Consider the following 23,724-nt stretch of genomic DNA (forward strand, 5'->3'; position numbering starts at 1 on the left):
CCGGTGCTGGCCAGAGCGCGACGGTTGAATCATGGCTACCGAACGGACTACTCCTCAGACTTCCGAAATGACCTCTGCCGAACGTCGCACGGGAACGATTCAGCTCGTCATCGCGATGGTGCTCTCCGGGACGATCGGCCTGTTTGTCCTCAAATCCGGTGCAGCACCGGTGACGGCCGCGTGGGCGCCTTGCGTCATCGGCGCGCTGGCGATGGGCCTCGTGTGCGCTCTGTGTGGCTACTTCCGCACCTCGGGGTACACCCCGCGCCTCGCCGGCATCGCGGTTCTCGGCGGACTCGCTCTCGTCGTGAACTGGGCGCTGTTGTTCGCGGCTTACTCGAACACATCGATCGGCATCGCGACCGTGACGTATCACCTGCAACCCTTCATGCTCATCCTCGCGGCGCCACTGGTTCTGAAGGAATCCATCACTCGTCGACAGGGTGCCTGGGTGACGCTCGGTTTCGTCGGTCTCGTCCTCATCGCGCAGCCGTGGCACAGCGCGCCGTCATCGAACTACTTCCTCGGTCTACTCCAGGCGCTCGCAGCGGCAGCGTTCTACGCCGCAGCCACGCTGATCGCGAAGAAGCTGCCCGGCGTGCGTCCACACGTCACCGTTTTCGTGCAGATGATCGTCGGTGTCGTGATCCTCGCGCCGCTCCTCGAGTGGAGCCGGCTGGGTGACGAACTCACCGGAGGCTGGTCGTGGCTGGTGGGCCTCGGGCTGATCCATACGTGCGTCATGTACGTCCTCATGTATTCGGCGTTCCCGCGTCTCGAGGCAGTGACGATCGCCGTCCTGGGTTTCGTCTACCCCGTCGTCGCGCTCGTGGTGGACGTGACGGTCTTCGGCACGCGTCTGGGCGTCGCTGAAATCGCCGGCGTCGCAGCAATCTTGGCCGCCGGTGTGGGTAATGCCCGCCGCGCGTGAGGCACTGCTCATCGAGCCGAGCGGCAGCACCCTGAAACCGTGGCTTCGGTTGAAGAGTTCGTGACGTCCAACCCATCATCGCTGCGTTCCTGGCTGTAGCTGTTCCACTTCATGAGGTTGTTTACAGGAGGTCGAACAGGGTGGGCTCGTGCCCGAGGCCCTCGATCTGAGGAACGTCGAGCATCTTCGGCTGAGGCTGGACCCGGTACGACGTGATCGGAACCCGGCTGGCCGGTGGCTTGTTGCCCAGGCTGCTGTGCGGACGGTCATGGTTGTAGGTGTTCAGGAATGCCGCCAGCGCGGCGGTGCGCTCACCGTCGCTGGCGTAGGCGCGTACGTAGAGCCACTCTTCCTTCATGGTGCGGTTGAAGCGCTCCACCTTCCCGTTCGTCCGGGGCGTGTGCGGGCGCGTGTACTTGTGAGCCGCTCCGGTTCCTGCGAGGGCGTCGTTGAAGACCTTGGAGCGGTACGCCGGGCCGTTGTCCGTGAGGCACCGACTGAATGTCGTGATGCCGTGCTCGCGGTAGAACAGCACCGCCCGAAGCCAGAACGCGGCAGCGGTACCCGCCCGCTCGTCAGGGTGGACTTCGGCGTAGGCCAGGCGGCTGTGGTCGTCCACCGCCGCGTGAATGTAGACGTAGCCGGGACGCCTGCTGGCGACGCGGCGGGAGGCTAGCGCTTCTTCGGTGCCACGCCCGTGGACGGCCCAACCGCCACCCTCCGGGATACGGCCGACCTTCTTCACGTCGACATGGATCATGTCGCCGGGAGCGGCGTGCTCATACCGGCGAGGCTCGCGTTTGGACTCGCCCGTCGGCATGTCCAGGTCCCGCAGGCGACTGATGCCGTTGCGATTGAGGATGCGCCACACCGTGGCGGGGCTGATGTTGATCGATCCATCGCCGACCGTGGAGAGGTGCCCGGCGATGCGTGCTGGCCCCCACTTCTCGACCGTCCGCAACTGGACCACCATCTCCTCGATGTCATTCGGTGTGCGGGTGGGCTGATGGTCGGGCCGAGAGGTCCGGTCGTACAGGCCGGGCTCCCCGTGCAGCAGCCAACGGCGGTACCACTTCGTCAGCGCGGCGCGACTGATGCCCCCTTCGTCAGCGACATGAGCGAGCGGACGACCAGCGTCGACGCGTTCGCACAGACGCTTCCGGCCCTCAGGTGTGAGCGGAGCATTCGCGTGGGTAGGCACTCGCACTCACCGACGGAGACACTAGATGTTTCAACATGTATGTCGTAACATCTAATCATGAGCAACTCTACATTGGTCTTCGTCCCGTGCTTCTCTGGTGCCCCTTGGGAGGTGGAGCAACTCACCGCCCTCGCCGATCACCCTCGCCGGACCATGCGGCTTCCCGAGAGTCTCGATGACATCGAGGCCTACGCTGATGCGCTCTCGTCCGAGGTCGCCGACCTGGGCGACTACGTGCTGGTCGGCGACTCCTTCGGCGCGAACATCGCCCTGGCGCTGGGAGCCCGTCAGCCGGAGGGGCTTTCGGGCCTGGTGCTCTCGGGTGGCTTCGCTGCAAACCCGATCACCTCACCCGCCTGGAAGGCAGCGATGCGCCTCATGGGCAGGCTGCGGGGTCCGGCATACCGCCAGATGGTGCTTCGCGCCCACGCCCACCGACTGGCCTCGCCGTACGACACCGAAGGGCAGGTGCCCTGGTCGGAGCCGCAGAGTCGCCAGTTGTTTCTCGATCACACGCCAGCGACGTCATTCGGCGCTCGCGTCACGGCCGTACTGAACGCCGACTACACCGACGAGCTGGACCGGATTCAGGTCCCGACGCTGATCTTGACGCCGTCCCACGACACGCTCATCGGGGACGATGCGGCCCGCGTGTTGCGTGATGGCATCCCGCATGCCCGAGAGCGCGTGCTGGAGCGGACCGGGCACATGTTCCGGTTCACCCACCCAGAAACCTACGGCCAGGCTGTCGCCGAGTTCCTCGCTGACGAGTCGCTGTAAGGAGAGAGCATCAATGCGCGCCGTCGAAGAACTCCGCTACCTCATCCTCGCGGCCCAGCGGGAAGGCAACCGCCTCCTTGCTCAGGGGCTGCGCGCACTTGGCTTGACCCCATCCCAGGCAGAGGTGCTCCGAATCCTGAGTGACCACCAGCCCCTCACGCTGAGCGCCCTCGGCGGGCTGCTGGTCTGCGACAGCGGGCAGAGCCCCAGTCGCCTCGTCGACCGACTGGTTGGCAAGGGCTACATCGAACGCACCCCGTCGAAGCAGGACCGCCGCAGCGTCGAACTCGCCCTGACAGCGGAGGGTTCCGCCGCCTCAGCGAAGGTCGCCGAGATCGAGGAGGACGTCTACGCCCTGATCGGCGAGGCACTCGGCGGAACCGATCCGCAGCCCCTGACGGAGTTCCTCTGGAAGGTCGTTGGCGGCACCGTCGCCGGCGAAGCGTTGGCCCAGCGGCGCGCGAGCCAGCAGGAGCAGACCAATGTCTGATGTTCGCCGGACGGTGTGGATCGTGGTCACCTACGCCGCGATCGGACTGCCGCTCTACCTGCCGATGTCGGCAAGGCTCAACAAGAAGGTCATGGGCTCGCCGCGGCCCATGTTCTGGGGAGCAAGCCCAATTGGTTGGCTCACGTCAGCGGGCCTCTGGCGGTACTTCCTCGGGTATGTGACCCGCCGAGACCTCGCTCGTCGGCGAGTTGAGGAGCGAGAGGAAAGGGCATGGGGATGAAGACTTCAGGAGTCGCGCCGCGCGACCACCCGCCGTTCGCCAACAGTGACGACGGCTACGCCTGGCAGTCCAGCTGGTGCGACCGGTGTATCCACGACCAGCCTGCCCGCGAAGGTCGCTACGAGGACGCCTGCGGCATCTGGTACATCGCCGAGTGCGGGCAGACGCCAGGCGAGTGGCTACGCCAGCCCGGCCAGCGGTACGGCGACCAGTACCACTGCATCGAGTTCCGTAGCGAAGACGACGGCCCGGAGCCGCCGACCGACCCGGAGCCCACTCCGCCCGGTCAGGGCGAACTCCTACCGATGGAGCCCTACCTCGGAGTGAAGATGTTCGCGGACGTGGCTGCCGAAGTAGCCACGGTGTCAACAACCTCATGAAGTGGAACATGTAGCTGTCCTCCACGAGCGACTTTCCGGCTGGCGCCTGGCCTGGGGTGTGGTGGGTGTCGTCGGTGTGGCCCTGGTCGTCCTCGGTCCCCGCGCAGCCATGGACTCCCTCGGCGTCGCCGCTGGGATCGGCGGCGCCCTGGCCATGGCCACGGGAGTCGTCCTGACGAAGAAGTGGAGCCTGCCCGCGGGCATCTCGGCGATCGCGTTGGCAGGTTGGGACTGTTGAACTGCCAGGTGACAGGTGTCAGACAGCCAAAGCTGCTGTTGCTGTCATGACGGTTTCGAACTCGATCCGGGCCAATTGCCCGAGCCGGTCACGTCTGCCGCGATGGTGTTAGGTACGTTCGGTACAGGGCGTTCTTCTGCACAAGCGCGAAGAAGATCCCATGGCCGGGTTGTCGTTTACGAGTCTCTGGCGGCTGATAACTCGACCACTTCAGACTGGACATCCTTCACTTTCGGTGGGGTGAAGCTCACGCCGCTGTAATGGTCGGAGATCCCGCCGCAATGTCGTTAATATACCCGCTGCATGCGGTGGTGGTTCCCGCTAGCTGAAGGTATCTCGCTATATACCCCAGATAGAAAGTTCCTGTCGACGACGGTCTGAAGGTTAGCTCCGCGGTTCCTGACGCGTTGGATCAAGCGGTACTTCTTACTGCGATATTGCTCGTTCCGGTTCCAGCATTTGCCCAAGGCGGGGAAAGGTCGACAGCCTGCCACTGTGGGAGGGCTGACATGAATCCCACGGTGAGTGAGATGTCTCCTCCATAGCTTCCTGTGGCAGCCCAAGGGACCGAAAGAGTGTAGGTACACCCCTTCGACAGCGTGAACCCCTGCCGCGTATAGGCACTGCGCCACGATCCAGCGGTGGTTGCGTCACCCTTAAAGAGAATCGAGTTTCCCGAAACCTGCGTCGATACCCCCCGCGTTGTAGTTGCACGAGGTTGAGTTGAGTGTCGTGTAACTGGTTCGCGGTTCAATCAGGTAACGAGTCACATCGCTGTCATCAGACTGGCGAAAATTTTTCCCTGGAGATCCATCCCAACTCCACGTGCTGCCGGTGATCGTGTGATCCCCGGTTGCGCTTTTGTTGGTGAATGCTGATCCCAGTGGTGCACTAACCGGAGCGCAGGACGGCTAAGCCGCGATCGCCGGGGCAGGAGCTCCAATGACGACACTCGGTGAAGCCCAGGCTACCCCCTAGGCGACCTGGCGCCGGCTTGGAAGATTTGCAGAAGCCGCGCGGCTCACGTTTTCCATGAGATTCATGGTAACCGCCCGTGATCGTAGAAAGGGTTGTGAGGGGGCGCGTCTGACCGTGCGGACAGGGTGAGTGTGGATGGATGGCCTCTGGGCGACGCTCGCACGCGTTGGTCCGAGGCATGCACGTCCGGTATCGGTGAGCTCCCAGCCAGTGACTTGGAGTTGGCGATGGCACCACTGCCCCAGACAGGGGTCCGAAAAACGCCAGGTCGATGAGGTTCGGTCGCGACCGGAAGTCGGGAACCCGCCACGCGTGTCGTGCGTCACAGAGTGGTCGAGCTGCGAACGTCGGCTCGCATCAGGGAGGGACGACCATGAGCACCACGGAGAACGACACGCCACCTGTCGGATCGCAACAGTACGAGAACCTTGCGCACACCGGCAGTGCGCCGCCGATCGATGTCATCGATGTCCCCGGGCGCGGTGAGGAGCGTCGGTCCAGCGAGCGAGACCGGGGCGAGCCGCACGGCGCCGCACTGCCCGGTGTCGATTCCGGCCTCGGGCTGCGAAAATTCGTCGACCGACTGACCCAGCCGCCGATCATCCGCGCCTGGCGGCGCTTCGGCGAGCAGCCGATCCGCATCCGCGCAGAGGAGGCCGTCGTCCGGTTGCACGCCGGACTGCCACGCACCCGCATGTGGACATACGAGGGCTGCATGCCCGCACCGACGATCGAGGTGCGCTCCGGACGCGAGGTTCGCATCGACTGGGAGAACGGCCTCGCCGACCGCCGCGGCCCGCTCCACCTGCCGTTCGACGTCGTCCGGGTGCCGCCGAACGCGGGAGTGACGGACTTCGTCCGGGCCCTGCAGCCGGGCGGCCGCTCGAACGCACGCGGTGGCGGTGACGACGCGTACCCGCCGTTGGCGAACACCCAGGACATTACGGCCGCGACCGTCGTGCACATGCACGGTGCGCTGACCGACGGCCACAACGACGGGTGGGCGCACAACGTCGCGCTGCCCGGAAACGTCACACGGTGCGCCTATCCGAACGCTCAATCCGCACGCACGCTCTGGTACCACGACCACGCGATGGCCGTCACCCGGTTCAACGTCCACGCCGGACTGGCGGGCTTCTACCTCATTCGCGACGAGGTCGAGGACGCGCTCGACCTGCCGCGCGGCGATGAGGAACTCGTTCTCGCCGTCGCCGACCGCAATCTCGAAACGGACGAGAAGGGCCGCTTCACCGGTCGCATCCTCTACAAGCAGGCCGGCACCGTACAGAACGGCATCGAGGGCGAAATCCCGGTGACCGGCCCCTTCACCATGGTCAACGGCACCATTTGGCCGACGAAGAACGTCGACGCGCGCTGGCACCGATTGAGGCTGCTCAACGCCTCGAACTCACGCGTCATGCGCTTTGCGCTTCACGACACGACGGACGGCCACGGCCAAGCTCCGCTGCCCTCGAACGACCCCGCGTTCACTGCCACCCGCATCGCTGACGCACTCGTCGTCATCGGGACCGACGGCGGGTTCCTCGGTAAGCCCTCCCCTCCGGCCGACGGCGTGCTGGAGATGGGCCCCGGTGAACGTGCCGACGTCCTCGTCGACTTCGGGGCGCTACGAGGGCGCACGGTTGAACTACGGAACGAGAACAACACCGTCCTCAACGCTCGGCCCGGCCAGAGCGAAGCGTCCGCGATGCAGTTCGTCGTCGACGGCCGCCAGGTACGTGACCCGTTCCGACTACCGCGTGTGCTTGATGCACGCTACGCACGCTGGACGCACCGATCGGACGGTGTGCTCGAGGTCGACGGGGGCCGCCTCGTCGACCACCACGAGCATGCCTGGATAGGAGTCGTTCCCCCGCGGGTGCGTGGAGCTGCTCACCCGGAGATGTGGGAGTTGAAGGAAGTCGAGGGCGACGTGCCCGCAGACACGCCCGACGTCATCCGCATTGCCACGCAGGACGGCGGTGTCACGACGCTACGCCCCGTGGCCAAGCTGTTCGACGACACGGTGACGCTACGTTTCGGCGAAGGTGACTGGGCGGTGTGGAACATCGTGCACCTGGGTGGCCCCGAACACCCCATGCACATCCACATGACCGACTTCCAGATGCTGACGCGTCGGCAGTGGCCCCTGACGAACGGCAACGTCCCCGGTTTCGACATGACGCTGGGCGCGACTCCGACACCCCTGCCCGTGCCGTCAGCCGGCCGTCCGATCGATGCCATCACGGCCGGCCGCAAGGACACGTGGGTCGTCAAGCCCGGAGAGTGGGTGAGCATTCTCGGCGAGTTGGCCGGTGCAACGGGCAGTTTCATGTATCACTGCCACATCCTCGATCACGAGGACCACACCATGATGCGGCCGTTCGTCGTGCTGCCGAAGCCGTTGCTGGCCTTCCACGCCGGCCACGGGGGCGGTCACCACTGACGTCTGCGACACAAGGGTGTGCGCCGACGTGATCGCGAGATTGCGCCCGGCGCACACCGTCGCGGCCCGGCCCGGTGGCGCACGCACACCTCGCCTGCCTGACCGCCGAGTCTTCAAGGGCGAGCACTGAACCCCCGTCGTGCGGCGCATCGCGGACGTGACGGCGCGGGCCGGCGCTTGCGAGAGGACGTCAGTCGAGCGGCTTCAGCTCGCCGAGCACCTCGTTGAAGCCCTCGGTGCTCGAGGGGTGCGTCCAGATGCCGTCGCGCAGGTCCGAAACCTTCGCGCCCAGGCGCATCGCGAGCGCCACGAAGTTGATGAGCTCCTGCGAGTCGATGCTGAACACCGTCGCACCGAGGATCTCCTCGGTCTCGGCGTCGACGAAGACCTTGAACAGGCCACGCGTGTCGCCGACGATCTTCGGGCGCGGCATCGCCGCGATCCTCTCCACCGGCTTCGACGCCACGAGTACCTTGCGGCCGCTCTCGCGCACCTGCTTCTCGTTCATGCCCACCATCGACAGCGGCGGCGTGATGAACGTCGAAGTCGGCACCGCGGCGCGGTCGCTGCGGCGACGCGTGCCGTCACCGACGATGGCGTCCCACACGATGCGGTTGTCGTCGAGCGAGATGTACGTGAACTGCGGGCCGCCGTTCACGTCACCCACCGCGTAGACACCCTCGACGGACGTCTGCAGCTGGTCGTCGACCTCGATGAAGCCGCGCTCGTTGGTGTTGATGCTGGCGGCGTCGAGGCCGAGTTCCTTCGTCGCAGGCGTGCGGCCCGCCGCGACGAGCACGGCGTCCGCCTCGAACTCACCGGCGCTGGAACGCGCGACGACGGCGTCCGCGGTTTCGGAAAACTCCTCCACCTTCACGCCCGACTCGACGCGGATGCCCTCGGCCTTGAGCGCGTCGAGGACGGCCTCGGCGACGTCACGGTCGACGGCGGGCAGGGACGTGTCGCCGCCGTCGAGCACCGTCACCTCCGAGCCGAAGTGGGCGAACATGTTCGCGAACTCCAGACCCACGAAGCCTCCGCCGATGACGACGAGACGCTTCGGGAAGGGCTCGACGTGCTGGATGGTCGTCGAGTCATAGATGCGGTCGCCGTCAGCCCCTGGGATGGGCAGGCGGGCCGGCGTGGCACCCGTGCCGACGATGATCTTCGACGCTGTTACGTTGACCTCGCCGTCGGCGGTGTCGATGCTCACCTCGTGCGGCCTGACGAAGCGCGCCGTGCCGTCGATGAGCGTCACGTTCGGCTTCTCGACCATCTTGTGATTGGCCGCGTTGAGCTTGCTGATCAGCGCGTCACGCCCCGCGACGGACTGCGCGAAGTACTCGGCCGGGTCGTCGCTCTCGCGGCGCTGCTCGGCCGAGACGACGAGGTCCTTCGTCGGAACACACGCGATGTTGATGCAGGTGCCGCCGTACATCTTGGGGGAGCGCTCCACGAGCGCCACCGAGTGCCCGGCCGCCGCGTACCGCCCTGCGAGCGTCTTGCCCGCCTTGCCCCAACCGATGACCAGAAGGTCGACGTCCACTGAGTGCTCCTTCACCTGGCGCGCTGATGTTCTGCCGTCATTGGCCGGAACGAGCCATCGACGTCGGATATTTCGCGTCGTGCACCGGTTCAGGACGAACGTCCGTGAGTTCGCTCAAACTCCACCGACGAGTCCGAACCGGTCGGTAGCGTGGCGTGGGTCACGTCGGACGGAAGGAAACGCCATGACCAACGAAACCACCCCCGAGGTGCTCGACGTCGTCGTCATCGGCGCCGGCCTCTCCGGAATCGGCGCGGGTTACCGCCTCACCGAGCGCATGCCCGACCTCAAGTACGCGATCCTCGAACGCCGCCCCTCGCTCGGCGGCACCTGGGATCTGTTCCGCTACCCCGGCATCCGTTCCGACTCCGACATGTACACGCTCGCCTACCCCTTCGAGCCGTGGCGGCACGAGCGCGCCATCGCTGCGGGCAGCGACATCCTCGACTACATCAAGCACACCGCGACGAAGTACGGCATCGACGAGCACATCCGCTACGAGCACGAGGTCGTGCGCGCCGACTGGTCGAGCGAGGACGCCCTGTGGACGCTCACCGTCCGCACCGCCGACGGCGAGCAGGAGGTGCGTACCCGCTTCGTCTACGCCTGCAGCGGCTACTACTCCTACGACGAGCCGTACAAGGCCGACATCCCGGGTATCGACGACTTCGGTGGCACGGTCATCCACCCCCAGTTCTGGCCGGCCGATCTCGACGTCACGGGCAAGCGCATCACCGTCATCGGCTCGGGTGCCACCGCCATCACCCTTGTGCCGGCGCTCGCGGACGCCGGCGCCGACGTGACGATGCTGCAACGCACCCCGAGCTTCGTGCTCGGCCAGCCCGGCCGCGACCCTCTCAACCGCCTCCTGCGCGGACGAGTGAGCGACGAGCGTCGTCACGCGATCCTGCGCAACAAGAACGTCTTCCTCCAGTGGGGCTCCTACCAGTTCGCCCGTCGCGCCCCGAAACTCGCCACCAGAGCACTGCGTGCCGGTGTGCGTATGAGCGCCGGCACGAGTCACGTGGACAACTTCACCGCGCCGTACAACCCGTGGGATCAGCGCCTGTGCCTCGTGCCCGACGCCGACCTGTTCAAGGTGATCAAGAAGGACGGCGCCCACGTCGTCACCGACACGATCGAACGTGTCGAAGCCGGTGGCATCCGCACCACGTCGGGCACGTTCATCGACGCCGACATCATCGTGACGGCCACCGGCCTCTCCCTCGAGATGCTCGGCGGCGCCGAGGTGTTCGTCGACGGCGACAAGGTCGACCTCTCCGAGCGCCTCGCCTACCGCGGCTGCATGCTCGAAGGTGTGCCGAACGTCGGCATGTGCGTGGGCTACATCAACGCGTCGTGGGGGCTGCGCAGCGATCTGTCCAACCGGTTCATCGCGCGCGTCGTCGAGCACATGCGCACCACCGGATCAGACATCGCGACGCCTGTTGCGCCCCCCGGTCTCGAACGGGCGCCCCTGCTCGAGATGGAATCCGGCTACCTTCAGCGCGGCGCGGCGCTCATGCCGCGCAAGGCGAAGACTCCGCCGTGGACGATGCGCCAGGACTACCTCGCCGAAGCCCGCGAGATGAAGAACCCGCCCGTCACGACGGATATGCGGTACTCGCGCCGTGGTGAGCCGGTGGCAGCGACGCCGACCTCCGACGGCGTCGAGGCCAGTGCGCGATGAAGCTGGGACGCTCGTCGTCTGGGCCGAAGACGATGCTCGTCACCGGTGCGGGCGCCGGCATCGGCCGGTCGATCACCCGCCGGTTCGCCACGGCCGGATGGCGAGTGGCCGCCTGTGACATCGACCTCGCCGCCGTCGAGGCGCTCGCGAGCGAACTCGGTGCGAACGTCGTCGTCTACGAACTCGACGTCGTCGACCCCGCAGGCTGGCAGCGCGTGCTCGGTGAGTTCTGCGGCGACGGCGGGCTCGACCTGCTCGTCAACAACGCCGGCATCGTATCGCCGGGTTACTTCGTCGATGTGCCGCTCGGTGCGCACATGGCTGCGGTCGACGTCAACCTAAAGGGCGTGATGACGGGCTGCCACACGGCGTATCCGTATCTGCGCCGCGGCAATTCGCCCCAGGTCGTCAACCTCGCGTCGGCGTCGGCGCTCTACGGTCAGGCCGAGCTCGCCGGGTACTCCGCGACGAAGTTCGGTGTGCGCGGGTTGAGTGAAGCGCTCGACCTCGAGTGGTCACGTGACGGCATCCGCGTCCAGGCCATCTGGCCGCTGTTCGTCGCGACCGCGATGACCGAGAACATGGACATCGGCACCGTGAACCGCATGGGCGTGCGGCTCGGACCGGACGACGTCGCGGCGGCTGTGTGGAAGGCCGTCAATCGCCCGCGGATGTTCGACGCCGTCCGCTCGATCCACCGGCCGGTCGGTGCGAACACGACGGTGTCGATGCTCGCGACGGCCGTCAGCCCGTCGTGGATCCAGCGTCACATCAACGGGTACCTGGCGCGGCGCTGACGTCTTGGTGCGCGAGGGCGCGGGGTGTACCTGAGTAGCCTGCGTCCATGAGCGCCCCCATGACCGCTCTGGCGGACGAACTCGTCGAGCGGCTTCGCAGTCTCGGCGATGCCGATGACGCGGTGGCAAAAGCTCGCTATTTGCTGGCGTTTCCGGGCGGGTACGCCGAGGGTGACGAGTTCGTCGGTGTGCGGGTGCCGCAGGTCCGGGCGCTCGCCAGGGACGTGCGACGCAGCGTCGAATTGGACGACCTCGACGCGCTGCTCCAGCACTCGATCCACGAGGCTCGACTGCTCGGCGCTGTCCTTGTCGTGGAGCTCTACAAACCGGCCAAGACTCCGCCAGAAAAACGTGACAAGGTCATTGAGCTGGTGCTCGCGCGGATCGAGAACCTCGACAACTGGGACCTTGTCGACACCGTCGCCCCGCACACGCTCGGGCGGTGGCTGCTCGACAAGGCGGAGGCCGAGCAGGATCGGGTGCTCGACGATCTCGCCGCGTCACCGTCGCTGTGGCGCAGGCGATTCGCGATGGTGACGACGCTCGGCATGATCCGTGCGGGGGAGTTGCGCCAGACCTTCAGGCTCGCCGAGCTTCTCGTCGACGACGAGCACGACCTCATGCACAAGGCGGTGGGGTGGATGCTGCGCGAGGCGGGCTTGCGCGACCGGGAGATGCTCGACGCGTTCCTCGAGCGTCACTCCACGGCGATGCCCCGCACGGCCCTGCGCTCCGCGCTCGAGAAGCACGACGCCGCGTCACGCCAAGACTTCATGGCGCGACGCAGCACGTGACGCTGGCGGTCAGAGGGCCGACGAGGGTTCATCGCGCGGCAGCAGGCTCTGGGGGTCGTAGCCGAGACGCTCGAGGTAGCGCTGGGCGCCCCGTGAGCTGAGCATGCTCCACGTTCCTGCGACAACGGCGAACACCGCCAAGGCCGCGAGCACGAACACCGTGGCGTTGCTTCCGTCCGCGAAGTGCACGGCCGCAAGGATGAGCAGGACGACGAGGGAGACGCCGAGCGCCCACACGCTCGTCTTGTACTGCAGGGCAAGGCGTCGCGCCTCGGTAAGTTCGACGTACTGGAGCACTGGGTCGACGCTCGGGTTGGCGGTGCGCACGGCCCGGCGGACGGTGCGACGGCGACGGAAGTCGAGCCCGAGCACGAGCGGGACGAGGCCGTCACGATGCCCACCGAGGATCGGTCGACGTTGGCTCATCGCCATGAAGAAATTGAGGGCACCGATGAGGCAGGCGACGACGAAGAACGTCAGGTCGAAGGTCTGCGTGAGCACAAGGACGGCGGCGAAACCGGGCAGCACCGCGGCATTGAGCACCTGACGAAGCCAATAGCGACGTCGGGCGGCAGGACGCAGGTCGTCGATCTGCGCGGCGATCGACCCCTCGGGCGCGATGTGTTCCACGTGAAACCTTCCCTTGATCGCGTCCACAGCAGTGGCGGTGGCCACGGTGCGCCAACCGCGCCGCGCGTACATCGCGGAAGCAGCGGCGTGAACGGGGAGGACATCGAGCACCGGGACGAGGCCACGATCGACGATGTCGGCCTCCGCGTGGGCCAGCAACGCACGTCCGACACCGAGGCTACGGGCCTCAATGCTGGTGAACAAGGTTGTGACAGAGCGCAATCGATCTACCTCGATCCCCAGCCCGTCCCGGAAGATCTCACCGAAGTCGTCCTCGCTCACGATGCCGACCGCGACGTGGCCGAGGAGGCGCGGGCCCTCGTGAGCGACCCACGCGTTCTCATCGCTGCTGCGTGCGACGAAGTCGACATCTGGCATGGGAAGCGGCCACCGGAACGGGTACCGGCTCGACGCTTGTTGCCTGGCGAGGGTGTCGGCCAGCACCGGAAGGTCCGACGCTTCGCGGGCCCGCAGACCGAAGGTCAGCTCGCGGTCGCCGAGGTATTCGCCCATGCGCCGGTCTACCGAGCGCGAATCTGAGCGGCGACGTCGTCGAGGTCGTCCGCCATGCCGACGTGGACACCGCGTCCGACGTCGTAGCCGTCGGTGTCGAGGCGCCCGCGCGTCAGCTCGGCGTCGTCGAAACCGGCGAACCACACGTCGTGGCCCTCGGAATCCAGACGACGCACCGACTCCCAGAGCATACGGATCGCCGGGTCGTCGAGCGCGTGAACGTCGACGAGGTCGAACACGACGATCTCCGGCTCCGGCGGCTCGTCGACGACGAGCCGGACGACGCGCTCGGCACCCGCGAAGCGGATGTCGCCCTGCAGGTCGTAGACGTGGGCTTCGACGCCGTCGAGGAGTTCGACGACCTCCGAGCGGCGCACGACCGAGCGTGCCGGCGGCGGGACGTCCATGAGGTGCATGTCCATGTCCTCGCTCAGGTGCTCGAACACGTCGACGCCGCGCGCCGAGGTGCCGTGCGGGTCGAGCGGCGGCGAGAACGTCGCGAGCCCGACCTGCCCCGGCAGCGCGCCGAGGATGCCGCCGCCGACACCGCTCTTCGCCGGGATGCCGACGGCGGTGAGCCAGTCGCCTGCGGCGTCGTACATGCCGCACGAGAGCATCACCGACATGACGTGGCGGGCTGTGCGCTGGCTGACGACCTGCTCGCCCGTCACCGGGTGAAGGCCGCCGCCTGCGAGCGTCGTCGCCATGATGGCCAGGTCGCGCGTCGTCACGACGACGGCGCACTGCTCGACGTAACCGCGCACGATGATGTCCGGGTCCTCGGGCAGGATGTCGTAGCTGCGCAGCATGTGGCCGATGGCCATGTTGCGGTGTGCGGCGCTCCACTCGGATTCCGCCACCTCGGTGTCGATGCGCAGGTCGTGCCCGGCAAACGCCGAAAGTCCCTCCAGGACGCGCGCGACCCGGGTTTCCTTCGAGTCGTCTGGCTCGCAGATGAGGGAGTGCGCCGTGATGGCGCCTGCGTTGATCATCGGGTTCAACGGGCGCTTGCTGCCGGCCTCGAGCGAGAGCTCGTTGAACGCTTCACCGGAGGGCTCCACGCCGATGCGTTCCATGACCTCGTCGAGGCCGCGCTGCTCGATCGCCATGGCGTAGATGAACGGCTTGCTGATGGACTGGATCGTGAACTCGAACCTGTCGTCGCCGACGGCGTAGATCTTGCCGTCGATCGTCGCGAACGCGATGGCGAAGGTGTCCGGGCTGACGCGCGCGAGCTCCGGGATGTAGTCGGCATTCTTGGCCGACGCATCCGGGGCGCAGGTGTCGAGCAGCTCGTTGAGGTAGTCGAGAATCGGCGATTTCATTGGTTTCAGCCTATGGGGTGGGCTGTTGCCTGCCGAATCGTTCAGGCCGCCCGGACTGTTGACGGTTGGCGCAGTTCGGCGTGGCTGACGCAGTTTGAGTCAGCTCGAACTGCGCCAGGCGCAGCGAACTGCGTCAGCTGTGCTCGGTCACACGCTCGCCTCCGCTAGGGGTTTCTAGGGGTGACTGCAGATGTGGTCAGAGACGGCGATTGAGTGAGGATGGAGCTATGAACACCACGCACACTCACGGCGCCGACGACCAGAACTGGGACGAGATCTACGGCGAGGAGCAGGTCTGGAGCGGCAACGCGAACGTTGCGCTCGTCGCCGCGATGGAGGGCAAGCTTGCCGATCTTCCCGTCGGGCGCGCGCTCGACGTGGGCTGCGGCGAGGGCGGCGACGCCGTGTGGCTCGCCGAGCGCGGCTGGCGCGTGACGGCGCTCGACGTCGCCGAGGGCGCTCTCGCTCGTGGGCGTCACGCGGCGGAAGCCAGGGGAGAGAAGGTCGCCGGCAACATCGAGTGGGTTCACTCCGGCTTGCTCGAAGCGGGCCTCGCACCGGGTCTCTTCAACCTTGTGAGCGCTTTCTACCCCGCTCTTCGTAAGACCGAAGAAAAGGCGATCGAGCTCTCGCTTCCCGCGCTCGTGGCACCCGGAGGCGTGCTCCTCGTCGTCGCGCATGACGGGATCGACCGCGCGGCCGCTCTCGAACGCGGCTTCGATCCGGACGACTATGTCGCGCCCGACGACATCGTCGCTGCATTGCCGCACGGCTGGGAGGTCGAGCGCTACACCGCTGAGCGCCATGTGACGGAGGGCCGCGGCGCGCATCACCACGCGGACGTCGTCGTCATCGCGCGCCGCAGTGCGGAGTCCGGCGGGGTCGACGCGCAGGAGTGACGCCGATTCTGACGGCTGCGCTCAGCGATCCCCACGCACCGACGCGCGGGTGAGCGGCGGGTAGATGGTGCGGGCGCTGCCGGCGCGGTAGAGCTTCGCCGGACGTCCGCGCCCACTGCGGCTCTCGCCGGTGGCCTCGACGAAACCGTCGACGCTCAACACCTTGCGGTGGAAGTTGGCGGGCTCGAGGGTGCCGCCCCAGACGGCCTCGTAGACGCCGCGCAGCTCCGACATCGAGAACTCGCCGTCGAGGAATGCCGTTGCGAGGCGGGTGTATTCGAGCTTGGAGCGAGCGCGTTCGATGCCGTCGGCGAGGATCTCGGCGTGGTCGAAGCCAAGCGGCATCTCGAGCGCTTCCTCGACCGGAACCCACTGCGCCTCGAGGGCGTCGGTGGCGGCGTGCACCTCGGGCAGATGGGCGCCGAGCACCACCCACGCGACGCTGATGACGCGGTGCGGGCGGGGGTCGCGGCTCGGGAGCGAGTACGTCTTGAGCTGCTCGAGGACGACCTCGCTGCGCTTGATGCCGACCTCTTCGCGGAGCTCCCGGTAGGCCGTTTCTTCGGCCGATTCGCCGCGCTTCATGAAGCCACCGGGCAGAGCCCACTTGCCGTGCTCGGTCGTGGCGGCCCGCCGGACGAGCACGACGTGCAGCACACCCTGACGAAGGGTGAGGACGACCATGTCCGCGGCGACGTACGCGACTTCACGCGAGGAATCCGGCATGCCCCAATTCTAGTCAGAGCGATAAATGCACACCCGCCCGGGAGGCTGCAGATTTCACGCGGTGTTCAGCGGCGGCGCAAGGCGCGTGTGGTGGCGCGTCTCGCGCCTCGAGCGCGGCGTTTCCACCGGTGGGCGACACCCGCGAGGCGCCACCAGCGAGCGGCCGGCAGGCACCGTTCGAGCGGCAGTGGTGAGCGCTGGCGACCGGCCTCGTCGAGGCACTGGCGCAGCACGTCGACGAGGACGTGGACGTCCTCGGCTGCACGGTGGGCCTGCGTCACGGGAATGCCCCAGTGCTCGGCGAGCGTGCCGAGGCGCAGGTTGCGGCTCGGGATGCCGAGCTGACGGGCGAGTGTCACGGTGCACAGGCGCTCCTCGACCGGCAGTGACGTGTGGGCGCGGGCGGCCTCGTGGGCGAGAAACGTCCAGTCGAACACCGCGTTGTGCGCGACGAGGATGCGCCCCTCGAGCAGGCCGCGCAGCGTGCCGGCGACCTCGGCGAAGGTGGGCGCGTCACGCAGGTCGTGATCGGTGAGGCCGTGGATGTGCACCGGCCCGGTGCCGCCCCGCGCCCTGACGAGCGTGCTCCACTCGCTCTCGACGACGCCTGCCGGGCTCAGCTGCGTGACGGCCACCTCGATGACGCGGTGCTTCGTCGGGTCGAGGCCGCTCGTCTCGACGTCCACGACGGCGAAACCGCGCCGCAGGGACGGCGTGGGGGCGCTCGGCGCGGACATGAGGGGCTCTTCTCACTGCTGGGAACAGGCCGCACGGCCTGCGACGCCGTCGTCGTGCGGCGTTGAAACCAGACTAGGAGAGGGAGCCGACAACCCCGGAATCCCGTGGATCCGACGGTCGAATTCGCCGTCTGCGCTCTCCGAGAGTGCGAGGGTTTGATGACAGAGAAGCTGTCGAGAGGGGCTATCGTGACGAAGCGCGTGCTGCACGGCGTCCTCGCCGTCCTTCTTCTCGTGCCACCCCTCGTGTGGTTCGGTGCCCGGAATAGCCTCCTTCCCGAGGCGCTGACCACCGGCGTCGGCGGCATGATCTGCTGGGGTCTCGCCTGGGTGTGCCTCCTCTTGTCCGCGTGGCTGCTCGCGACCGCGTTCACGAAGGACGACGAACCGGAGGAATCCGCGGACGGCGCCTCCGACACGCCTGTTTCCCGCTCCTGAGCGTGCAGCGAAAGCTCCCGATACAACGATTCCCCGTGGGCGCTACCAACAGCGCCCACGGGGAATCATCTCGGCGAACGTTTCTCGCCGGCCACGCGGATCAGGGGCTGACCATGCCCCCGTTGATGTTGAGCGTCTCGCCCGTCACGTAGCCCGATTCGGCCGACGCCAGGTAGACGTAGGCGCCCGCCACCTCGGCCGGCTGCCCCGAACGTCCCATCGGCGTGCTCTGCCCGAACTCCGGCAGGGCCTCCTTCGGCTGGCCGCCCGAGACCTGCAGCGGCGTCCAGAACGGGCCGGGCGCCACGACGTTGACACGGATGCCCTTCGGCGCGAGCTGCTGTGCGAGGCCCTTGCTGAACGTGTTGATCGCGGCCTTCGTCGTCGCGTAGTCGAGCAGGTGATCGCTCGGCTTGTAGGCCTGGATCGAGCTCGTGTTGATGATCGTCGAACCGGCCGGCATGTGCGGCAGGGCCTCCTGCGTGATCCAGAACATCGCGTACACGTTCGTCTTGAACGTGGCGTCGAAGTCGGCGCTCGTGAGGTCGGCGATGTCGTCGCAGTACTGCTGACGCGACCCGTTGTTGACGAGGATGTCGAGGCCGCCGAGCTTCTCGACGGCGTCGTTCACCATGCGGCGCGTGGCGTCCTCGTCCATGAGGTCGCACGGCAGCAGGACGGCCTTGCGGCCGGCGTCCTCGATGAGCTTGCGGACGCTCTCGGCGTCCTTCTGCTCCTCGGGGTGGTAGTTGATCGCCACGTCGACGCCCTCGCGCGCGTACGCAATGGCAACGGCGCGGCCGATACCGGAGTCGCCGCCCGTGATGAGCGCCTTGCGGCCCTCCAGGCGGCCGCTACCGCGATAGGTGTCCTCACCGTGGTCGGCCTTCGGCGTCATCTTCGTGTCGAGACCGGGCCAGCCCTGCTGACGGTCGCTGAAGTTCTCGTTCGTATACTGCGTAACGGGGTTGGTGAAGGTGTACTGATCGGCCATCGTTCACTCCTCGAGAGATGCGGTGCGAGGCGCGTCGATGCCTGCGGGGTTGCCCGCGAACCGACGCGCGCCAGTTCACCCTCGACGTTACGCACCGCGGATGAACAGCAGGCAGACCCGAGAGGGTGGTACTCACACCCTCCGGCGACCACCGGCGGGACGCTCGACGAGGGGGCGTTGCGGACGGCGATCGTCGTTCGGCGCGTAGCCGCCCTGACACGTCGGGCAGCTGAACAGTGTTCGTTCACGGCCGGCTTCACCGATCATCGCGACGCGCACCGTGTCCGTGCAGCGCACGCACGGCAGCCCGGAGCGGGCGTGGACGCGTTTCGTTTCGCCATCACCGGCGCGACCCGTCGAACTCTGGACACCCGTGGTGGCGCTCGCGAGCATGAGTCGGCGGGCGTCGTCGAGCACCGCGCGCAGCGTCTCCTCGGGCACCTCGGCGACTGTGAGCCAGGGCAGCACGCCGTGGACGAAGAGCATCTCGCTGATCCAGAAGGTACCCAGCCCGGCAAGGTTGCGCTGGTCGAGCAACGCCTCACCGAGGAGGCGCTGGGGCTGGCCTCTCAGGTTGTCGAGGGCGGCATCCAGCCCGGTCTCCGGCCAGCTCTCGGCCAGGATGTCGGGCCCGAGACGGCCGATGATCGCCTGCTCCTCGCTCGTCGGGATGACGTCGAGCAGGCCGAGTTTCGAGGCCACCGCGAGTGCGTCGGAGACGTAGAGCAACGCCCGCGTCGTGTGGCCGCGCTCGGCCCGCCGCACCTGGGTCTCGAGACGCTTCGCCTCGCGCGGAGGAGCGGCATGGGGTGCGACGAGCGTCGACCACCGGCCCTCCATCTTGAGATGCGAATGGATCGTCACGCCGCCGGACAAGCGATGAAACAGGTGCTTGCCGTACGTCGCAACGGGAAGCGACTCCCGCCCCGCCAGATCCGTTGTCGCGAGGCTCGGCACACGAAAGTCGGTGCGTGTGAGGACCTTTCCACTCAGGGAAGCGTCGAGGCGTCGAGCGGTCCAGACGATGGTGTCGCCCTCCGGCATGCTGCCTCCTCGCTCGTCGGATCCTTCTCGTGGTCATCCGACACGAGAGTTTCACGTGAAACGCCCGTGCGCCCCTGCGTGACACGATGAGATGCCACCACCGACCGTCAGGAGACCAGATGTCGTGGGCACGTACCGTGCCGATGCTCCTCACCGGAGTCGTCATGCTCGCAGGATGCTCGGGGGGAGACGAGTCGTCGCAGTCCGAGACGAGCAGTTCAACCTCGTCAGCCGTGAGTGCAACGTCGTCGCCCAAGCCGTCGGAATCGTCGCAGAAGTCGTCGCCCGGCGGCGACGAGCCCATCGGTGACGGCGGCATCGACCTCAAGAGCAAGGCGCCGTCGACGTCGTATCCGGCCGAGCAGCTGTCCGGCCCCCGCGCCGGCGACTGCTACGCCGGGGGAAGCCGCATCTACGACCGTCGCGGCATCACGTGCGCCGACGCGAAGAAGGCCTTGGCCACCTACGAAGCGACAGCCGAGGGGGCCAAGGGCGCATCCTCGAAGGTCGGCAGCTACACGTGCTCGCACAATCCCGATGAGATGGTCGGCCAGGGCGCTGCGCCGGGTTCGTGCCTCGACGACGACGAGGCAGTCGTCTTCAACTGGCGTTACCCGGGAGCCGTGCAGCCGCGCTGATCGTCACTCGACGATCTGCTCGACCACCCGGTTGCCCTTCACCGAGAAGGTGCGCGTGAACGGCTTGTTCGGCAGCTCTGCGCACACCTGGTTCTCGCTGCGCTCGGCGCCTTCGACGACGATCGTTCCTCCGGCGACGACCTTGATGCTCTTGATGTAGGTGCCGCATCGCTGAGCGCTCGGCAGGGCGGATGTCGTGAGCTGACGCGGTCCGCTCGGCCCACCCAGCCAGACGATGGGGGTGTCGCTGTAGCCGTTGCCCTCCGCCTCCTCGAGCACGACGATCGCGTCTTCGTAGCCGTCGTCGTCGAGGTCGTAGAACAGCGGAGTGTGCGTCCAGAGCTGGTAGTGCGGTGACACGCTGTAGGTGCGCGTCGAGCCGTCGCTTCCTGCCGTGCGTGCCCGGCCGTTCTTCATCGTGACGCGCGAACCGTCCGCCGTCGTCCACGTGGCGTTCTTGAAGTCGAAGGACGTGATCGCCTCACGACCCGAAGCGTTCGCAGCCGTTGCGCCGGACGTCGGCGTCTTGCTCCAAGCACGCGTCGTGGGTGGAGGGTTCGACGCGGAGGACGGGCCCTCCGTGGTGTTGCTCGCGCTGGACGACGCCGTGCTCGACGGTGACGCAGAGGTGACCTCGTCCTGGCATGCCCCGAGGGCGAGCGCGGCGGTGAGCGTCAGAGCGGCGACTGCGGTGGTGCGCATGGTGTTCCCTCCCAGGTGCAGCAGGGCGCGAGTGCCCCTTCACAGCTGAGACGTGGTTCACAGGCCGTCGGTTCCCTGCGAGTTGATCAGGGCCGATCAGCCCGGTCAGTGCGAGCGCAGAGCTTCGATGAGTTCGTCCTTCGTCATCGAGCTGCGGCCCTCGATGTCGAGTTCGGCGGCCCGCTTGTGCAACTCGTCAACGCTCCAGTCGTCGTAGCTGCCCGCTTCGCCGCCCTTCTCGCCGACCTCGCTGCGCGAGGAGTTGGCGGCCGCGTTGGCGATGCGTGCCGACTTCTCCTTGCTGTTGCCCTCTCGACGCAGGGCCTCGTACATCTCGTCGTCCTTGACCGACGGGCCCGGGTCTTCCTTCTTCTCAGCCATCGACACTCCTTGAGATCGCGTGGGATTCAGTGCAATTCCACTGTGCCACGTCAGGTTTCGTCGCTGAAGTTCTCCACGGCGTCACGTTCGCCCGAGACGATGACGATGTCGCCCTCCTCGAGAACGGTCTCCGGCGTTGCATAGGTGAAGCTCTGGCCCGCACGCTTCACGCCGACGACGGTGACGTTGTAGTACGAACGCACGCGCGTCTCGGCGAGGGGCTTGCCGAGAACCGCAGCGGGCGGCTGCGTCTTGATGAGCGCGTAGCCGTCGTCGAACTCGATGTAGTCGAGCATCCGGCCGCGCACGAGGTGGGCGACGCGCTGGCCCATGTCGTGTTCCGGGCGCACGACGTGGTGGACGCCGAGCTGCGTCAGGATGCGCGCGTGCGACTGGCTGACGGCCTTGGCCCACACGTTCGAGATGCCCATTTCAAGCAGGATCGAAGCGGTGAGGACGCTCGATTCGAGGTCGGTGCCGATCGCGATGACGGCGCGGCTGAACTCGTGAACCGAGAGCTGACGCAGTGCCTTGTCGTCGGTGGAGTCGGCTTGCACGACGTGCGTGAGGCGGTTGGCGAGCTGCTGTACGAGCTTGTCGGAGGCGTCGATGCCGAGCACCTCGATGCCCTCTCGCTCGAGTTCGAGGGCGAGCGACTTGCCGAAACGGCCGAGGCCGATGACGACGACGCCGTCGGAGAGGTTCTTCCTAGCCAATGATGGGCCTGCCTTCCGGAAGCTTGTAGCGGCGGGAACTCTCGCGGATGGCGAGGGCGGAGACGAGGGTGATCGGCCCGAGTCGGCCGAAGAACATGAGGCACGAGACGAGGATCTGAGCCGACGGTGGCAGTTCCGGCGTCACCCCGGTGGACAGGCCCACGGTGGCGTACGCCGACGTCGTTTCGAACATTGCATCACGCAGCGGCAGGTGTGTCATCTGCGTCAGCGCGATCGTGCCGGAGATGATCGCGGCGATACCGATGAGCGCGACGGTGAGGGCCTGACGCATGGCGCGCGAGTCGATGCGGCGGTCGAACGCCGTCGCGTCCTCCTCACCGCGCACCTCGGCGATGATCGCGATGAGCAGGAGGAAGAAGGTCGTCACCTTGATGCCACCGGCGGTGCCGGCCGAGCCGCCACCGATGAACATGAGCGCGATCGTGGCGATGAGGGTGCCGTCCTCGATGGCGCCGTTGTCCCACGTGTTGAAGCCGCTGCTGCGCGGCGCGACGGAGTGGAAGAGGCCGACGAGCAGCTTGTCGAAGCCGTGGTGGGTGCCGAGCGTCTGAGGGTTGTTCCACTCGAGCGCCGTGAGCAGGATGGCACCGCCGACGAACAGAACGCTCGTCATGAGCAGCGTGATCTTGGTGTGGAGGCTCCAGCGGTGGGGCTTGTGCTGGCGCAGCAGCTCCATGATGACGGGGAAGCCGATGCCGCCGAGCGTCACGGCGATGGAGATGGGACCGACGATGAGCGGGTCGGTGGCGTACGACATGAGGCTGTCGCTGAAGAGCGCAAAACCGGCGTTGTTGAACGCCGAAACGGCATGGAAGACACCGAGGTACGCGGCGCGCCCGAAACTTTCGCCGTAGCCGAGCCACCATCGAAGAACGAGCGCGATCGCCGTCACCGACTCGATGACGACGGTGACGCGCAGGACACCGAGCAGGAGGCTGCGCAGGTCACCGATCGCCTGACTCTTCGTCTCCTGCGCCGTCGTGACGCGCGTGCGCAGCCCCACCTTGCGCGCGAGAACGAGGCCGAGCAGCGACGCCAGCGTCATGACGCCGAAGCCGCCGATCTGGACGAGGACGAGGATGACGACCTGGCCGAACGGGGTCCAGTAGTTCGGGGTGTCCACCGTCGACAGGCCGGTGACGCAGATGGCGCTCGTCGCGGTGAACAGCGACGTGACGAAGGGGGCGCGCCCCGGGTCGTGCGTCGCGATGGGTAGCGAGAGCAGCACCGCCCCGACGAGGATGGCGGCGGCGAACGCGAGGGCCACGACCTGGCTGGGGTGGCGCAGAAATTTGCGACGTCCTCGCGTGGCTGCGGCCATGCCCGCCAGTGTCCCACAGGGGCGTCCTGCGCCTGCCGCAGTGACGGGTTCGTTCGTTGGGCAGAGTTCGCTGCGGTTGGGCCGTGTCGGCGACTACCCAACCGCAGCGAAGTCTGCCCGGTGCTCG

General features: G+C 67.1%; 23 protein-coding genes and 1 pseudogene. 12 read left to right on the forward strand and 12 right to left on the reverse strand.

Going from position 1 to position 23,724, the window contains the following annotated elements; genetic code table 11:
• The first annotated feature begins 67 nt into the window (after positions 1–67).
• A complete protein-coding gene (locus EVU97_RS12585; protein WP_165357964.1) occupies positions 68–931 on the forward strand; it encodes a DMT family transporter in 864 nt (287 codons plus the stop codon).
• A 220-nt stretch (positions 932–1,151) separates the two neighbouring features.
• Here the strand turns inward: EVU97_RS12585 and EVU97_RS12590 are convergent.
• A pseudogene (locus EVU97_RS12590) lies at positions 1,152–2,132 on the reverse strand (IS481 family transposase); the annotation flags it as partial.
• Positions 2,133–2,189: 57 nt separating this feature from the next.
• Here EVU97_RS12590 and EVU97_RS12595 point away from each other — a divergent pair.
• The 5 genes from EVU97_RS12595 to EVU97_RS12615 all read left to right on the forward strand — a co-directional run bounded on the left by EVU97_RS12595 (position 2,190) and on the right by EVU97_RS12615 (position 7,685).
• Positions 2,190–2,912, forward strand: coding sequence for an alpha/beta fold hydrolase (locus tag EVU97_RS12595; RefSeq protein WP_129666291.1), 723 nt, complete (start codon positions 2,190–2,192; stop codon positions 2,910–2,912).
• Positions 2,913–2,925: 13 nt separating this feature from the next.
• Positions 2,926–3,402, forward strand: coding sequence for a MarR family winged helix-turn-helix transcriptional regulator (locus EVU97_RS12600; RefSeq protein WP_129666293.1), 477 nt, complete (start codon positions 2,926–2,928; stop codon positions 3,400–3,402).
• 237 nt (positions 3,403–3,639) lie between these two features.
• Positions 3,640–4,023 (forward strand): hypothetical protein, encoded by a 384-nt coding sequence (locus tag EVU97_RS12605; RefSeq protein WP_165357965.1) that lies wholly within the window; start codon positions 3,640–3,642, stop codon positions 4,021–4,023.
• A gap of 1 nt (position 4,024) precedes the next feature.
• A complete protein-coding gene (locus EVU97_RS12610) occupies positions 4,025–4,261 on the forward strand; it encodes a hypothetical protein (protein ID WP_205744912.1) in 237 nt (78 codons plus the stop codon).
• A gap of 1,351 nt (positions 4,262–5,612) precedes the next feature.
• On the forward strand, positions 5,613–7,685 hold the full coding sequence (locus EVU97_RS12615; RefSeq protein WP_129666297.1) for a multicopper oxidase family protein: 2,073 nt from the start codon (positions 5,613–5,615) through the stop codon (positions 7,683–7,685).
• A 190-nt stretch (positions 7,686–7,875) separates the two neighbouring features.
• On the opposite strand, the gene EVU97_RS12620 is transcribed toward EVU97_RS12615, so the two are convergent.
• Positions 7,876–9,231: an FAD-dependent oxidoreductase gene (locus tag EVU97_RS12620; protein ID WP_129666299.1), complete on the reverse strand. Its 1,356-nt coding sequence runs from the start codon at positions 9,229–9,231 to the stop codon at positions 7,876–7,878.
• Between the two features lie 184 nt (positions 9,232–9,415).
• On the opposite strand from EVU97_RS12620, the gene EVU97_RS12625 reads away from it, so the two are divergent.
• Genes EVU97_RS12625 through EVU97_RS12635 form a run of 3 tightly spaced genes read left to right on the forward strand, consistent with a single transcriptional unit; the run spans position 9,416 to position 12,512 of the window.
• A complete protein-coding gene (locus EVU97_RS12625; protein WP_129666301.1) occupies positions 9,416–10,921 on the forward strand; it encodes an NAD(P)/FAD-dependent oxidoreductase in 1,506 nt (501 codons plus the stop codon).
• Complete coding sequence (locus EVU97_RS12630; RefSeq protein ID WP_205744914.1) at positions 10,918–11,718, forward strand: SDR family oxidoreductase; 801 nt, start codon at positions 10,918–10,920, stop codon at positions 11,716–11,718. The genes EVU97_RS12625 and EVU97_RS12630 overlap by 4 nt, the downstream gene beginning before the upstream one ends.
• A 47-nt stretch (positions 11,719–11,765) precedes the next feature.
• On the forward strand, positions 11,766–12,512 hold the full coding sequence (locus tag EVU97_RS12635) for a DNA alkylation repair protein (RefSeq protein WP_129666303.1): 747 nt from the start codon (positions 11,766–11,768) through the stop codon (positions 12,510–12,512).
• A gap of 9 nt (positions 12,513–12,521) precedes the next feature.
• On the opposite strand, the gene EVU97_RS12640 is transcribed toward EVU97_RS12635, so the two are convergent.
• Both EVU97_RS12640 and EVU97_RS12645 read right to left on the reverse strand, forming a co-directional pair.
• A complete protein-coding gene (locus tag EVU97_RS12640; RefSeq protein ID WP_129666305.1) occupies positions 12,522–13,655 on the reverse strand; it encodes an N-acetyltransferase in 1,134 nt (377 codons plus the stop codon).
• Between the two features lie 8 nt (positions 13,656–13,663).
• On the reverse strand, positions 13,664–14,980 hold the full coding sequence (locus tag EVU97_RS12645; protein WP_129666307.1) for a glutaminase: 1,317 nt from the start codon (positions 14,978–14,980) through the stop codon (positions 13,664–13,666).
• 227 nt (positions 14,981–15,207) lie between these two features.
• Here EVU97_RS12645 and EVU97_RS12650 point away from each other — a divergent pair, with 227 nt between their 5' ends.
• Positions 15,208–15,879, forward strand: a complete 672-nt coding sequence (locus EVU97_RS12650) for a bifunctional 2-polyprenyl-6-hydroxyphenol methylase/3-demethylubiquinol 3-O-methyltransferase UbiG (RefSeq protein WP_129666309.1) — start codon at positions 15,208–15,210, stop codon at positions 15,877–15,879.
• Positions 15,880–15,900: 21 nt separating this feature from the next.
• On the opposite strand, the gene EVU97_RS12655 is transcribed toward EVU97_RS12650, so the two are convergent.
• Together EVU97_RS12655 and EVU97_RS12660 are read right to left on the reverse strand one after the other, a co-directional pair.
• Positions 15,901–16,605 (reverse strand): NUDIX domain-containing protein, encoded by a 705-nt coding sequence (locus EVU97_RS12655; protein WP_129666310.1) that lies wholly within the window; start codon positions 16,603–16,605, stop codon positions 15,901–15,903.
• A gap of 65 nt (positions 16,606–16,670) precedes the next feature.
• Positions 16,671–17,342, reverse strand: coding sequence for an exonuclease domain-containing protein (locus EVU97_RS12660; RefSeq protein ID WP_129666312.1), 672 nt, complete (start codon positions 17,340–17,342; stop codon positions 16,671–16,673).
• 189 nt (positions 17,343–17,531) lie between these two features.
• Here EVU97_RS12660 and EVU97_RS12665 point away from each other — a divergent pair, with 189 nt between their 5' ends.
• Positions 17,532–17,780, forward strand: coding sequence for a hypothetical protein (locus EVU97_RS12665; protein WP_129666314.1), 249 nt, complete (start codon positions 17,532–17,534; stop codon positions 17,778–17,780).
• Between the two features lie 100 nt (positions 17,781–17,880).
• On the opposite strand, the gene EVU97_RS12670 is transcribed toward EVU97_RS12665, so the two are convergent.
• Complete coding sequence (locus EVU97_RS12670; RefSeq protein ID WP_047310826.1) at positions 17,881–18,774, reverse strand: glucose 1-dehydrogenase; 894 nt, start codon at positions 18,772–18,774, stop codon at positions 17,881–17,883.
• 132 nt (positions 18,775–18,906) lie between these two features.
• Positions 18,907–19,818: a DNA-formamidopyrimidine glycosylase family protein gene (locus EVU97_RS12675; protein WP_129666316.1), complete on the reverse strand. Its 912-nt coding sequence runs from the start codon at positions 19,816–19,818 to the stop codon at positions 18,907–18,909.
• Between the two features lie 119 nt (positions 19,819–19,937).
• On the opposite strand from EVU97_RS12675, the gene EVU97_RS12680 reads away from it, so the two are divergent.
• Positions 19,938–20,456 (forward strand): hypothetical protein, encoded by a 519-nt coding sequence (locus EVU97_RS12680; RefSeq protein WP_047310824.1) that lies wholly within the window; start codon positions 19,938–19,940, stop codon positions 20,454–20,456.
• A 3-nt stretch (positions 20,457–20,459) separates the two neighbouring features.
• On the opposite strand, the gene EVU97_RS12685 is transcribed toward EVU97_RS12680, so the two are convergent.
• The 4 genes from EVU97_RS12685 to EVU97_RS12700 form a co-directional block, all read right to left on the reverse strand.
• Positions 20,460–21,158 (reverse strand): hypothetical protein, encoded by a 699-nt coding sequence (locus tag EVU97_RS12685; RefSeq protein ID WP_129666318.1) that lies wholly within the window; start codon positions 21,156–21,158, stop codon positions 20,460–20,462.
• A 105-nt stretch (positions 21,159–21,263) separates the two neighbouring features.
• Complete coding sequence (locus tag EVU97_RS12690; protein ID WP_047310821.1) at positions 21,264–21,539, reverse strand: Rho termination factor N-terminal domain-containing protein; 276 nt, start codon at positions 21,537–21,539, stop codon at positions 21,264–21,266.
• Positions 21,540–21,589: 50 nt separating this feature from the next.
• On the reverse strand, positions 21,590–22,255 hold the full coding sequence (locus tag EVU97_RS12695; protein ID WP_047310820.1) for a TrkA family potassium uptake protein: 666 nt from the start codon (positions 22,253–22,255) through the stop codon (positions 21,590–21,592).
• Positions 22,248–23,597: a TrkH family potassium uptake protein gene (locus tag EVU97_RS12700; RefSeq protein WP_129666320.1), complete on the reverse strand. Its 1,350-nt coding sequence runs from the start codon at positions 23,595–23,597 to the stop codon at positions 22,248–22,250. The genes EVU97_RS12695 and EVU97_RS12700 overlap by 8 nt, the downstream gene beginning before the upstream one ends.
• Between the last annotated feature and the right edge of the window lie 127 nt (positions 23,598–23,724).

The organism is Dermacoccus sp. 147Ba, assembly GCF_004151355.1.
Taxonomy (GTDB): domain Bacteria; phylum Actinomycetota; class Actinomycetes; order Actinomycetales; family Dermatophilaceae; genus Dermacoccus; species Dermacoccus abyssi.